A 13,561-nucleotide genomic window follows, 5' to 3' on the forward strand; every position below is an offset into this window, starting at 1 on the left:
TGTCATAGAGTCTCTCAAATGTTTGCAACGCGAAGTGAAACATCTTCGGGTTGTGAGGTTAAGTGACTAAGCGTACACGGTGGATGCCTAGGCAGTCAGAGGCGATGAAGGGCGTGCTAATCTGCGAAAAGCGTCGGTAAGGTGATATGAACCGTTATAACCGACGATACCCGAATGGGGAAACCCAGTGTGTTTCGACACACTATCCTGTCATGAATACATAGTGGCAGGAGGCGAACCGGGGGAACTGAAACATCTAAGTACCCCGAGGAAAAGAAATCAACCGAGATTCCCCCAGTAGCGGCGAGCGAACGGGGAACAGCCCAGAACCTGAATCGGCTTGTGTGTCAGTGGAAGCGTCTGGAAAGTCGCACAGTAAAGGGTGATAGTCCCGTACACGAAGATGCACAGGTCGTGAGTTCGATGAGTAGGGCGGGACACGTGTTATCCTGTCTGAATATGGGGGACCATCCTCCAAGGCTAAATACTCCTGACTGACCGATAGTGAACCAGTACCGTGAGGGAAAGGCGAAAAGAACCCCGGCGAGGGGAGTGAAATAGAACCTGAAACCGTGTACGTACAAGCAGTGGGAGCATCCTTCGGGGTGTGACTGCGTACCTTTTGTATAATGGGTCAGCGACTTATATTTTGTAGCAAGGTTAACCGAATAGGGGAGCCGTAGGGAAACCGAGTCTTAACTGGGCGTCTAGTTGCAAGGTATAGACCCGAAACCCGGTGATCTAGCCATGGGCAGGTTGAAGGTTGGGTAACACTAACTGGAGGACCGAACCGACTAATGTTGAAAAATTAGCGGATGACTTGTGGCTGGGGGTGAAAGGCCAATCAAACCGGGAGATAGCTGGTTCTCCCCGAAAGCTATTTAGGTAGCGCCTCGTGAACTCATCTTCGGGGGTAGAGCACTGTTTCGGCTAGGGGGCCATCCCGGCTTACCAAACCGATGCAAACTCCGAATACCGAAGAATGTTATCACGGGAGACACACGGCGGGTGCTAACGTCCGTCGTGAAGAGGGAAACAACCCAGACCGCCAGCTAAGGTCCCAAAGTCATGGTTAAGTGGGAAACGATGTGGGAAGGCACAGACAGCCAGGATGTTGGCTTAGAAGCAGCCATCATTTAAAGAAAGCGTAATAGCTCACTGGTCGAGTCGGCCTGCGCGGAAGATGTAACGGGGCTAAACCATGCACCGAAGCTGCGGCAGCGACGCTTAGGCGTTGTTGGGTAGGGGAGCGTTCTGTAAGCCGTTGAAGGTGGCCTGCGAGGGTTGCTGGAGGTATCAGAAGTGCGAATGCTGACATAAGTAACGATAAAGCGGGTGAAAAACCCGCTCGCCGGAAGACCAAGGGTTCCTGTCCAACGTTAATCGGGGCAGGGTGAGTCGACCCCTAAGGCGAGGCTGAAAAGCGTAGTCGATGGGAAACAGGTTAATATTCCTGTACTTGGTGTTACTGCGAAGGGGGACGGAGAAGGCTAGGCTAGCCGAGCGACGGTTGTCTCGGTTTAAGCGTGTAGGGGGGTGTTCCTGGTAAATCCGGAACGCTGTTAACCCTGAGGCGTGATGACGATGCACTACGGTGCAGAAGTAGTTGATGCCAAGCTTCCAGGAAAAGCCTCTAAGCTCCAGGTAACACGAAATCGTACCCCAAACCGACACAGGTGGTCAGGTAGAGAATACCAAGGCGCTTGAGAGAACTCGGGTGAAGGAACTAGGCAAAATGGTGCCGTAACTTCGGGAGAAGGCACGCTGGCGCGTAGGTGAAGTCCCTTGCGGATGGAGCTGAAGCCAGTCGCAGATACCAGCTGGCTGCAACTGTTTAATAAAAACACAGCACTGTGCAAACACGAAAGTGGACGTATACGGTGTGACGCCTGCCCGGTGCCGGAAGGTTAATTGATGGGGTTATCCGTAAGGAGAAGCTCTTGATCGAAGCCCCGGTAAACGGCGGCCGTAACTATAACGGTCCTAAGGTAGCGAAATTCCTTGTCGGGTAAGTTCCGACCTGCACGAATGGCGTAATGATGGCCAGGCTGTCTCCACCCGAGACTCAGTGAAATTGAACTCGCTGTGAAGATGCAGTGTACCCGCGGCAAGACGGAAAGACCCCGTGAACCTTTACTATAGCTTGACACTGAACATTGAGCCTTGATGTGTAGGATAGGTGGGAGGCTTTGAAGTGTGGACGCCAGTCTGCATGGAGCCATCCTTGAAATACCACCCTTTAATGTTTGATGTTCTAACTCTGCCCCATAATCTGGGGTGAGGACAGTGTCTGGTGGGTAGTTTGACTGGGGCGGTCTCCTCCCAAAGAGTAACGGAGGAGCACGAAGGTTAGCTAATCACGGTCGGACATCGTGAGGTTAGTGCAAAGGCATAAGCTAGCTTGACTGCGAGAGTGACGGCTCGAGCAGGTGCGAAAGCAGGTCTTAGTGATCCGGTGGTTCTGAATGGAAGGGCCATCGCTCAACGGATAAAAGGTACTCCGGGGATAACAGGCTGATACCGCCCAAGAGTTCATATCGACGGCGGTGTTTGGCACCTCGATGTCGGCTCATCACATCCTGGGGCTGAAGTAGGTCCCAAGGGTATGGCTGTTCGCCATTTAAAGTGGTACGCGAGCTGGGTTTAGAACGTCGTGAGACAGTTCGGTCCCTATCTGCCGTGGGCGTTGGAAGATTGAGAGGGGTTGCTCCTAGTACGAGAGGACCGGAGTGAACGCACCACTGGTGTTCGGGTTGTCATGCCAATGGCACTGCCCGGTAGCTAAGTGCGGAAAAGATAAGCGCTGAAAGCATCTAAGCGCGAAACTTGCCTCAAGATGAGTCTTCCCTGGGACTTCGAGTCCCCTGAAGGAACGTTTAAGACTAAGACGTTGATAGGCTGGGTGTGTAAGTGCAGCGATGCATTGAGCTAACCAGTACTAATGAACCGTGAGGCTTAACCTTACAACACCGAAGGTGTTTTAGAGAGACGGGTTGAATTTTCAGTGAAGTTCCGAGATTGGTTCTGATGGCTACGAGGTAGCGGTCGGGATGAAACAGAATTTGCCTGGCGGCAATAGCGCGGTGGTCCCACCTGACCCCATGCCGAACTCAGAAGTGAAACGCCGTAGCGCCGATGGTAGTGTGGGGCCTCCCCATGCGAGAGTAGGACACTGCCAGGCATCAAATAAACGTTATCAGCGTGACGTCTGATAATCGCAAGGTTGAGAAGAGACCTTGCTGCTTTGTAAAAAGCAACGTAACAGAATCGGTGGAGCGGTAGTTCAGTTGGTTAGAATACCTGCCTGTCACGCAGGGGGTCGCGGGTTCGAGCCCCGTCCGTTCCGCCACTTTATTGATAAGCCCTGAGTCTCTGACTCAGGGCTTTTTCATATGCCAAAAATCCCCGCCTGCTAAAACGCTTAATACCTGGTTTTGGAAGAAAGCTGCGGCTATCCGCGTATTTAATTGCCACTTCGATTAACTTTAATGCGTTAGCGCAACGCGCCGCCGGTTGATATATAGTTAACTGACTAATAAATAAAATTTATTTTCATTAAAATAAACGCAGGTTATAAAATCAGACTTTTAACCATGTTATCCGAGGATAAATATCATAAATTTATGCACGATATATTCTGGTGACAAGCGGGTCGCATGAAGATACTCAATTGGCGGGCGTTGGCCGCCGGATATGAAACCGCGGATAGCTGGCGTCAATGGGCCAGCCAGCCGCTCGCTGAGCTCACCCCGCAGGCGTTACCGCCTTGCCCGCATATCCCTATGATGTCCTCACGGCGCATGAGCGCAGGTACGCGATTGGCCGTCGAATGTGGGCTGACTCTGTTGGAGCAGCAGCCTGTGGATCTGGCTATCTTTACCAGCCGCCACGGTGAGCTGGAGCGTACCCATAAGATCCTGCAGCACCTGCATCAGAAACAGCCGCTATCGCCGACCGATTTTGCCATGTCGGTGCATAATACCGCCGCAGGTTGGTTAACCATCATTGCTAAAAATACGTTACCTACCACTTCGCTGGCGGCTGGTGAAGACAGCTTTCAGCAGGGAATGATTGAAGCGCAGGGGGTATTAGCCAGCGGCGCGGCGACACGGGTTTTGTTGGTGGACTTTGACGGCGCGCTGCCCGAGGTCTATCAGCCTTTTGTCGCGCTAACCGCCCGGCCCTATGCGCTGGCGCTGCTGTTGGAGGCGGGGGAGTCATGGCAATGCGCGGCGGTTGCCAGGCGTCCGGCCGCGGAACCCTTACCGCAAAGTTTATCCTTTCTGCGCAACTGGCTAAGCGGGCAACGCGATTTTATCGTACCAGGCCCGCGCCACGACTGGCGCTGGACGCATCATGGCTAACGCAGCAACTAAGGCCGCCCCTTCATCCTGGCTGAACCGCTGCTGGCGCGTGTTGGCAACCGGCGGATTATTTGCCTTATTTGGCGTCGGCGGTTTGCTGCTCTCCTGCGTTTGGTTCAACCTGTTACGCTTGGTCGTACGTGACTCGGGCCGACGTCACCAGCTAACCCAGGATGCCATTCGCCACAGCTTTCGCGTTTTTCTGTCCGCCTGCCGTTTTTTCGGCGTGTTTGATTATGCTTTTGAACATGAAGAGCGCCTGCAGGAGGATGCCGGCTGTCTGGTGATCGCCAATCACCCCAGCCTGCTGGACTATGTGCTGCTGGCTTCGCGCATGCCGCGCTGTGACTGCATCGTTAAACAGGCGCTGTTGCGTAATGTGTTCGTGCGCGGTGTGATCAAGGCGGCAGGCTATCTGGCTAATGCCGAGTCCGAGCGTCTGCTGGCGCTGTGTCAGCAACGCCTGGCCAGCGGCGGCACGATCCTTATCTTTCCCGAAGGAACGCGCACCACACCGGGAAGTGCGCTGACGCTGCAGCGCGGCGCCGCAAATATCGCGATTCGCAGCCAGTGTCCGATTCGGCTGGTCCAGATCCGCTGCGAGCCGCCAATGCTGACGAAACAGGGCAAATGGTATAATATCCCGGCGATAAAACCGCAGTTTCGCGTAACTGTTCTGGATAAGATCGACACTCGCACTTTTATGCACGAGGACGATGTTTCTCCTGCCCGCGCAGCAAGACGTTTAACCCAGCATTTAACTGACGCCTTACAGTCAGATTCTATAAATAATGAGAAATAGTGGAATGCATTTATTGAGCACCGAAATCAAGCAATTGATTATTGACTCGCTCAATCTTGAAGGTATGACGCCGGATGAGATTGACACACAGGCGCCTTTGTTCGGCGAAGGCTTAGGTCTGGATTCGATTGATGCGCTGGAATTGGGTCTGGCGCTGAAAAACCGTTATGGCGTTGTGTTGTCGGCCGAAAGCGACGATATGCGTCAACATTTTTATTCTGTGGAAACGCTGGCCGCGTTTGTTTCCGCACGGCGTAGCAAATAAGGGGTTTTCATGGATAAGCAGCAGATTTTTGTCGAGGTTCAGACGTTGATGGCCAAGCTGTTTGAGCTTGATGCCCAGACGATTACGCCGCAGTCCGGCCTGTATGACGAGCTGGATCTGGACAGCATCGACGCCGTTGACCTGGTAGTGCACCTGCAAAAGATCACCGGCGAAAAGATCAAACCGGAAATGTTCAAGTCGGTGCGTACGGTACAAGACGTGGTCGATGCAATCGATCAATTGCTCAACCCGGGCAGCTGACGCAGGCGGCGTACGGTGAGACGCTGGCTGGCGCGTAGCCGAACGCTGTTGCAGGCGCTGACCTGGCTATTGCTGGTACTGTATCCGTTTGCGATATGGTTTGGCGTTAGCCGCTGGGGCACGCAGCTGTTGGCGCCGTTGCTGGCTGTGCTGTTCACCCTGCGTCTGCTGTCACTGCGCGGCGGGTGGCGTCAGCACGGCGGCCTGGCGAAAATGCTGGCTCTGGTCGGCATGGTACTGGCGCTGAGCAGCTGGCTGCTGGGGCAATCCCACTGGCTGCTGTATTACCCGGTGCTGGTCAGTCTGCTGTTGCTGGCGCTGTTCGCCGGTTCCCTGTGGTTTCCCCCGACGGTGGTCGAGCGGTTGGCGCGCCTGCGCGAGCCGGATCTGTCCGCTGCGGGCGTAGCCTATACGCGCCGGGTCACCCAGGTTTGGTGCGGGTTCTTTATTGTGAACGCCTCAATAGCGTTAATCACCTGCCAACTGGGGGATATCAAGCTATGGACGTTGTACAACGGCGGGATCAGTTACCTGCTGATGGGCGCCCTGATGGGGGGAGAATGGATCGCGAGACAAAGGATAAAACGCCGCTGACCTTGCCGATGAGCCGCTGGCTGGCGCAGGAGCAGGCGTCCGATCGCGTGGTTGCCTGGCGTGGCGAGCAGCGGATAACGCTGGGCCAGCTGCGTCGCGATGTCGCCGGGCTGTATCACGAGCTGAATGTGCGCAGGGAACGGCGCTGGGCGCTCTGTTTTGATGACTGCTACCGTTTTACGGTCGCGTTGCTAGCGTCGTTGTACTGCGGTAAAGAGCCAATTATTTTTGGTCATCAGCGGGAAGCCATTTTACAAGAGCAGCGCGCGGACTTTGACGCGTTGTTGAGTGATTTGCCGCTGATGCTTGGCGTGCCGAGCCTGACGGTGACAGAAGGACGCACAGCGCGCGCCGCATTGCCGGAATGGCCGGAGGACGCCGGTCTGGTTCTCTATACCTCCGGGTCGACGGGGGAGCCACAGAAGGTGCATAAGTCGGTTGCGGCGCTGGATGATGAATGCGCGCTGCTGGCTGCCTGCTGGTTGCCGCAGTTTCAGGGGCGCTGGATTGTCGCCTCCGTTTCTCATCAGCATTTATACGGCCTGAGCTTCCGGCTGTTTATGCCGATGGCCTGCGGCGTGCCGTTCGACGCGCAGCTCACGCAATACCATGAACAGCTGATTGCCAAACGTCAGGTGGGACAACTGCTGTTTATCAGCAGCCCGGCCTGGCTGAAACGCCTGGATAGCGCGCTGAGCCCGCTGGATTGCGCGCAGGTGTTCTCCGCCGGCGGACCGCTGACGTTCGCTGAGGCGCAGCGCTCACAGCATTTGCTGGGCGCGTTGCCGTTGGAGATCTATGGCGCGACGGAAACCGGGGTTATCGGCTGGCGGCAGCAGCAACGGCCAGAGACGCCGTGGCGCCTGTTTGACGGCGTCACCCTGCAGGTGGATGCGCAGGGGCTGGCGCAGATCGATTCTCCGCTACTTGATGCACCGCTGGTGCTGAATGATATTTTGCAACCGGCGGCGGATACGCGTTATTTTCAGCTGCTGGGGCGCAGCGATCGCATTATCAAAATTGAAGAAAAACGCCTGTCGCTCAGCGAAGTTGAACGACGGCTGCTGGCGCTGCCGGCCATCAGCGATGCGGCGGTATTGCCGCTGCGGCGTAAGGGGCGCACCAGCCTGGCCGCGGTGATCGTTCTGTCCGCGCAGGGACGCACCGAGCGTCAGTCGCTGCCGGAAGGTCTGTTCACCCGGCGTTTACATCAGGCGCTGCGTCCGTGGCTGGAGCCGGTCGCGCTGCCGCGCAGCTGGCGGATTGTCACGGCGATCCCGCGCAATCCGCAGGGTAAACGCGCCTATGCCGAATTACAGGAACTCTTTTTATGATGCATCCCGAGGTGCTGCAACAACAGACAACGGAGACGAACCATGCCGTGGTGACGATGCGGCTGCCCGCCGAGCTGGCGTGGTTTCGCGGTCATTTCCCTCTGCATCCCATTTTGCCCGGCGTGGCGCAGGTTAACTGGGCGATGCAGTTTGCCGCCGCCTTGCTGCCGATTGAGGGCGACTTCTCGGGTATGGAGGTGCTGAAGTTCCAGCGACCGATCCTGCCGCTGGAAACGGTGACGTTGACGCTGGAGTGGCAGCCGACCCGACAGAAACTGTTGTTCAGCTATCGCGTCGGTGAGGTTATCGCCAGCAGCGGAAAGATTGCCCTATGTCGCTGAATAATGAGTTTCGACCCTGTTTGCTCGTCCCTTGTTTTAATCACGGCGCGATGATGGCCGATGTCCTGGATCAGCTGGCGGGCTATCAGCTGCCGTGCCTGGTGATTGACGACGGCAGCGATGCCGCCACGGCGACGGAGTTACAGCGCCTGGCGGCACAGCGGCCGTGGGTGACGCTGCAGCGGCTGGAGCAGAACCTCGGCAAGGGCGGCGCCGTGAGCGCCGGCCTGCAACTGGCGCAGCAGCGTGGCTTCAGCCATGCGCTGCAGCTGGATGCCGACGGTCAACATCAGTTAAGCGATATCCCCGCGATGCTGGATGAGGCTCGCCGCTATCCGCAGGCGCTGATCTCCGGCCGCCCGCTCTACGATGCGTCGGTGCCGAAGGCGCGGCTGTACGGCCGCTATATCACGCACTTTTGGGTATGGCTGGAGACGCTCTCCTTTTCGCTGCAAGACAGCATGTGCGGCTTCCGCGTCTATCCGCTGGCGGAAACGCTGGCGCTGCTGAACAGCCGCCGGCTGGGGCAGCGTATGGATTTCGATACCGAAGTGATGGTGCGTCTGTATTGGCGGGGCGTGCCCAGCCGCTTTTTACCCACCCGCGTGACCTATCCGGCGGACGGCATTTCCCATTTTGACGCGCTGCGCGACAACCTGCGTATTTCCTGGATGCACACCCGGCTGTTTCTCGGCATGCTGCCGCGCATTCCGCGGCTATTACGCCAGCGCCGGCGGCTGGCGGAGCCGCAGCACTGGTCGGCGGCGCGCGAACGTCAGGGGCTGTGGGGCATCCGTCTGATGCTCAAGGTCTATAAACTGTTCGGCCGCCGGGCGTTTCAACTGTTGCTGTACCCGGTGATCGGCTATTTCTGGCTGACCGGGCGGGCGCAGCGCCGGGCATCGCGCGATTACCTGCAGCGCCTGCGCCATTTTGCGCAGCAGCGCCAGCGGCCGTTGCCGCAGCCGCTGAACAGCTTTCGCCACTTTATGCGCTTTGGCGACGCGATGCTGGATAAGCTAGCCAGCTGGCAGGGCGAGCTACAGGGGATCCGGCTGGTGGATCGCCAGCGTTGCCAGCAGCAGATTAACTCGGGTAAGGGCACGCTGATTCTGGCGTCGCACCTCGGCGATATCGAATCCTGTCGCGCGCTGGGAGAGCTGGGCGCCGAGGTTAAGGTCAATGCGTTGGTGTTTACCGAACACGCCGAACGCTTTAATCAGGTGATGCGCGAGGTAAACCCGCGCGCCAATCTGAACCTGATCCAGGTTTCCTCGCTGGGGCCGGAAACCGCCATGCGGCTGATGGATAAGCTGAACGCCGGTGAATGGGTGGCCATCGTCGGCGATCGCACCTCCGCCGGGCAGTATCAGCGCGGCGAGCAGCCGCGCGTGGTCTGGAGCGAGTTTCTCGGCCAGGCGGCGCCGTTTCCCCAAGGGCCGTTCGTGCTGGCCGCGGCGCTGCGCTGCCCGGTTTTCCTGATGTTCGGCCTTAAACAGCAGGGTGAGCTGCGGGTCTATTTCGAACCCTTCGCCGATCCGCTGCCTTTGCCGCGCGGCGATCGGCAGCGGGCGCTGCAGCAGGCGGTGGATCGCTATGCGGCGCGGCTGGAGCACTACTGCCTGCTGGCGCCGCTCGACTGGTTTAACTTTTTCGATTTCTGGCACTTGGCGGCCGCTGAGCCGCCCGCACGACAGGAGCCTGAGGCATGAGTCTGCAAGACGATCCGCGTTTTTCCGTACGGGTGGAGATTACCGTGCCGTTTCACGATGTCGATGCAATGGGCGTGGTCTGGCACGGCAACTACTTCCGCTATTTTGAAGTGGCGCGCGAAGCGCTGCTGAAGCAGTTTGATTACGGCTATCGGCAAATGCAGGCCTCAGGCTACGTCTGGCCGATTGTGGACACGCGGGTGAAATACATCGCGCCGCTGCGTTTTGAGCAGCGGGTGATTGTCTGCGCCACGCTGCAGGAGTACGAGAATCGCCTGCGTATCGGCTACCAGATCCTGGACGCGGACAGCGGCCAGCGCACCACCAGCGGTTACACCATTCAGGTGGCGGTGGACGAGAGCAGTCAGGAGATGTGTTTTGTTGCGCCGCAGGTGCTGCTGGACAAGCTGGAGGAGAAGCGATGAAAAAGTGGCTATTGATGGCGCTGTGTCTGTTCGCCGTAGGGGCGCAGGCCGTTACGCTGCCGCAGCTGCAACAGCGCTTCAGCCAGCAGGTGGTGCTGCGCGCCGAATTTGAGCAGCAGCGCAGCATCAGCGGGATGGCCAAGCCGCTGCAGTCCGGCGGTGAACTATTGATCTCCCAGCAGAAAGGGTTGTGGTGGGCGCAGCAGCGTCCCTTCCCGCTGACGCTGCTGCTGGACGATCGGCGCATGGTGCAAACCGTGGCCGGGCAGGCGCCGCAGGTGGTGACGGCGGAAAATAACCCGCAGATGTTTCAGTTCAACCATCTGTTGAGCGCGCTGTTTCATGCGGACGGTCAGGCGCTGGAGCAAAACTTCACCCTGCAGTTCAGCGATCTGGGCGACGAGCGTTGGCGTCTGGTGCTGACGCCGAAAACCACCCCGCTGGATAAGCTGTTTACGCGCATTACGCTCAACGGCGCCCGCTTCCTGAACACCATTGATATTGATGATAAACAAAACGACGCCACCCATATTCGCTTTTTTAATCAGCGTACCGAACCGGCGACGCTGACCGCCGAGGAGCAGCAGCGTTTTGCGCCCTAACGTCCACCGTCGGCTGGCCTACGGCTGGCTGGCGGTCTGCGTATTATTACTCGCGGCGCTGTGCGTGCTGGCGCCGCGCAGCCAGATTAACAGCAGCGTGCTGGCGCTGCTGCCGCACTCCTCGCAGTCTCAGGTGCCGAAGGCGCTGGCGGACGGCTTCAGCCAGCGCCTGGATCGCCAACTGATGTGGCTGGTCAGCCCGGCGCCGGGGCAAGGCGACGCCGCAGTGAGCTGGTGGTATCAGCGGCTGCGGGCGCTGCCGGCGTTGCAGCAGGTCGCCGGCCCGCTGGACGCCGGGCGTCAGCAGCAGTGGGGGCAGTTTTTCTATCAGCACCGCCACGCGCTGCTGGATGACGCCACCCGCCAGCGCCTGCGGCAGGGCGCGGAGGCGCAAAGCCAGTGGATCCTCGGCCAGCTGTATTCGGCGTTCGCCGGCGTCAGCGGCAAAGAGCTGGCGCACGACCCGCTGTTGCTGGTGCGGGGCGCGCAGCTGGCGCAGCAGCAAAACGGCGGCGCGCTGCGTTTGCAGGACGGCTGGCTGACGGCGCAGGATCGGCAGGGGCGCAGTTGGTACCTGCTGCATGGCGAATTACGCGCCTCCTCTTACGATATGCACAGCGCGCGGCAGATGGTGGTGACGCTGAACGCGTTGCAGCAGCAGTTGCAGCAGCGTTTTCCGGGCAGCAAAGTACTGAAGCGCGGCGCGCTGTATTACAGCGACTATGCCAGCCAGCAGGCTGAGCACGATATTTCCACCATCGGGCTGGCCTCCGTGGCCGGCGTATTTTTGCTGGTGCTGCTGATGTTCCGTTCGCCGCTGCCGTTGCTGCTGTGCGCGCTGTCGGTCGGCGTCGGCGCGCTGGCGGGAACGGTCGCCACCTTGCTGGCGTTTGGCGAGATTCACCTGATGACGCTGGTGCTGAGCATCAGCATCGTCGGCATTTCCGCCGACTATACGCTGTACTTCCTCAGCGAACGCATGGTGCATGGCCGGCAGTCGACGCCGTTGCAGAGCCTGCGCAAGCTGCTGCCGGCGCTGTCGATGGCGCTGCTGACGACGGTGGTGGCCTATCTGGCGCTGTTGATCGCACCGTTCCCCGGGTTGCAGCAGTTAGCGGTATTTGCCGCCGTGGGGCTGAGCGCGGCGTGCATGACGGTAATCTGCTGGTATCCGCAGCTGTCGCGCCGCCTGCCGGTGCGTAGCGCGCCGGGACTGACGCTGATTATGCGCTGGCTGCGGGCCTGGCGTCGGCCGCTGCTGCGCTTCGGTCTGCCTGGTGCGATCGCCGTGACGGTGGCGGCGGGGATTGGCCAGCTGCGCATTGATGATGATATTGGCCAGCTGCAGTCGCTGCCGGCCGCGCTGCAGCAGCAGGAACGGCAGATCGCCGCCTTGACCGGGCAGCATAACGATCAGAAATGGCTGGTGGTGTATGGGCAGAATGCCCAGCAGACGCTGCAGCGGCTGGAAATGCTGCGGCCGAAACTGCAGCAGGCGCAACAGCGGGGGCTGTTGGAGGATTACCGCCTGCTGCCGCTGCCTTCCCTGCGCCAGCAGCGTGAAGATGCGGCGCTGCTGGCGCGCGTTGCCCCGCAGGTAACGGCGCAGCTGCAGCAGGCCGGCGTTGAGGTTGCTCCGCCCGATCTGCAGGCGCGCTGGGTGCAGCCGGAACAATGGTTAACCAGCGTGGTCAGCGAAGGGTGGCGGCTATTATGGCTGTCGCTGCCGGACGGCCGCAGCGCGGTGCTGGTGCCCGTCAGCGGCGTGCAGGACAGCGCCGCCATGCTGAAACTGGCGCAGCAGGTGCCCGGCGGCGGCTGGATCGACCGTAAAACGGAGTTCAGCGAGCTGTTCGGCCACTACCGCCTGTACCTGTCCTATTTACTGATGCTGTCGGTGGCGGCTATCGCGGTCATCTATCTGTGGCGCTTCGGCCTGCGTCACGCGCTGCGCTGTATGGTGCCGACCCTGCTGTCGCTGGGCGGCGGCATTGCGGCGCTGGCGTTAAGCGGCCATACGCTGAATCTGTTTTCACTGCTGGCGCTGGTGCTGGTGCTGGGGATTGGGATTAACTACACGCTGTTTTTCACCAATCCGCGCGGAACGCCGACCACCTCGATGTTTGCCATCTTTATGGCGGTGTTCACCACGCAGCTGACCTTCGGCATGCTGGTGTTCAGCCATACGCAGGCGATCGCCAGCTTTGGCATCGTGCTGAGCGGCGGCATTGCGGTGGCGTTTCTGCTGGCGCCGTTGACCCTGAGAAAAACGTTAAGAGGTAATGTCTGATGCGCGGCCTATTGCTCCCGATCGTGCTGCTTGGCGCGTTGCTGACCGGCTGCGCCGGTTCATCTTCTACGGCCGATGCGCCCAGCGCCTGGCTGAAGCCCGGCACCCGGGTGGCCCTGCCGTCGCCGACGCTGGCGGAACCGTTCAGCCAGCAACAGTTGCTGACCGCCGAAGTGAAAGGGCAGCGGCATACGATGATGGTGCTGCTCAATGCCGATGGTCAGCGCCTGACGCTGGTGGGGATGTCGCCGCTGGGCATTCGCCTGTTTAATCTGGTTTATGATGAGCAGGGTATTCACAGCCGGCAGTTTATCAAGCTGGGCGAACTGCCGCCGGCCGCCCAGGTGCTGGCGGATATTATGCTGAGCTACTGGCCGCAGGCGCAGTGGCAGGCGCGGCTGCCGGCAGGCTGGCGGCTGGAGGATCGCGACGATCGCCGCCGCCTGTATGACGATCGCGGGGTGCTGATCAGCGAGATCCGCTACCAGACGGCAGAACGTCGTCATCCGGTGTCCATCAGCCAGTCGGCGTTCCACTACCGGATCGCCATTGAGAATCTGGAGGAGTAAGC

The 13,561-nt window shown here is 59.2% G+C and carries 12 protein-coding genes, 1 tRNA gene and 2 rRNA genes; all 15 read left to right on the plus strand.

All coding sequences use genetic code 11. The features are described 5' to 3' along the window. Positions 1–56 precede the first annotated feature (56 nt). Positions 57–2,963, plus strand: a 23S ribosomal RNA gene (locus tag I6G83_RS11300). Positions 2,964–3,065: 102 nt separating this feature from the next. Next, positions 3,066–3,181: ribosomal RNA gene (gene rrf / locus I6G83_RS11305) — 5S ribosomal RNA — on the plus strand. 91 nt (positions 3,182–3,272) lie between these two features. Next, positions 3,273–3,349, plus strand: a tRNA-Asp gene (locus tag I6G83_RS11310). 307 nt (positions 3,350–3,656) lie between these two features. Continuing rightward, a complete protein-coding gene (locus I6G83_RS11315; protein ID WP_054307151.1) occupies positions 3,657–4,364 on the plus strand; it encodes a beta-ketoacyl synthase chain length factor in 708 nt (235 codons plus the stop codon). Then, positions 4,357–5,166, plus strand: a complete 810-nt coding sequence (locus I6G83_RS11320) for a lysophospholipid acyltransferase family protein (protein ID WP_054307150.1) — start codon at positions 4,357–4,359, stop codon at positions 5,164–5,166. The genes I6G83_RS11315 and I6G83_RS11320 overlap by 8 nt, the downstream gene beginning before the upstream one ends. 4 nt (positions 5,167–5,170) lie before the next feature. Then, positions 5,171–5,431, plus strand: coding sequence for a phosphopantetheine-binding protein (locus tag I6G83_RS11325; protein WP_015671042.1), 261 nt, complete (start codon positions 5,171–5,173; stop codon positions 5,429–5,431). A 9-nt stretch (positions 5,432–5,440) separates the two neighbouring features. Then, the gene (locus I6G83_RS11330; protein WP_015671043.1) at positions 5,441–5,692 is read left to right on the plus strand and encodes an acyl carrier protein; all 252 of its coding nucleotides are present in this window, start codon (positions 5,441–5,443) and stop codon (positions 5,690–5,692) included. Between the two features lie 15 nt (positions 5,693–5,707). Next, complete coding sequence (locus tag I6G83_RS11335) at positions 5,708–6,286, plus strand: COG4648 family protein (RefSeq protein ID WP_054307149.1); 579 nt, start codon at positions 5,708–5,710, stop codon at positions 6,284–6,286. Further along, on the plus strand, positions 6,253–7,620 hold the full coding sequence (locus tag I6G83_RS11340; protein WP_054307148.1) for an AMP-binding protein: 1,368 nt from the start codon (positions 6,253–6,255) through the stop codon (positions 7,618–7,620). Before I6G83_RS11335 ends, I6G83_RS11340 begins: the two co-directional genes overlap by 34 nt. Next, on the plus strand, positions 7,617–7,961 hold the full coding sequence (locus tag I6G83_RS11345) for a 3-hydroxyacyl-ACP dehydratase FabZ family protein (protein ID WP_054307147.1): 345 nt from the start codon (positions 7,617–7,619) through the stop codon (positions 7,959–7,961). The genes I6G83_RS11340 and I6G83_RS11345 overlap by 4 nt, the downstream gene beginning before the upstream one ends. Beyond that, positions 7,952–9,673 (plus strand): glycosyltransferase family 2 protein, encoded by a 1,722-nt coding sequence (locus I6G83_RS11350; protein ID WP_054307146.1) that lies wholly within the window; start codon positions 7,952–7,954, stop codon positions 9,671–9,673. Before I6G83_RS11345 ends, I6G83_RS11350 begins: the two co-directional genes overlap by 10 nt. Then, positions 9,670–10,098 (plus strand): acyl-CoA thioesterase, encoded by a 429-nt coding sequence (locus I6G83_RS11355; protein WP_054307145.1) that lies wholly within the window; start codon positions 9,670–9,672, stop codon positions 10,096–10,098. The genes I6G83_RS11350 and I6G83_RS11355 overlap by 4 nt, the downstream gene beginning before the upstream one ends. Further along, positions 10,095–10,700, plus strand: coding sequence for a LolA family protein (locus tag I6G83_RS11360; RefSeq protein ID WP_054307144.1), 606 nt, complete (start codon positions 10,095–10,097; stop codon positions 10,698–10,700). The genes I6G83_RS11355 and I6G83_RS11360 overlap by 4 nt, the downstream gene beginning before the upstream one ends. After that, positions 10,690–12,990 (plus strand): MMPL family transporter, encoded by a 2,301-nt coding sequence (locus I6G83_RS11365; RefSeq protein WP_054307143.1) that lies wholly within the window; start codon positions 10,690–10,692, stop codon positions 12,988–12,990. The genes I6G83_RS11360 and I6G83_RS11365 overlap by 11 nt, the downstream gene beginning before the upstream one ends. Further along, positions 12,990–13,559, plus strand: a complete 570-nt coding sequence (locus I6G83_RS11370; protein ID WP_054307142.1) for a DUF3261 domain-containing protein — start codon at positions 12,990–12,992, stop codon at positions 13,557–13,559. Before I6G83_RS11365 ends, I6G83_RS11370 begins: the two co-directional genes overlap by 1 nt. Positions 13,560–13,561 lie beyond the last annotated feature (2 nt).

It is taken from the genome of Serratia rubidaea (assembly GCF_016026735.1).
GTDB lineage: Bacteria > Pseudomonadota > Gammaproteobacteria > Enterobacterales > Enterobacteriaceae > Serratia_B > Serratia_B rubidaea.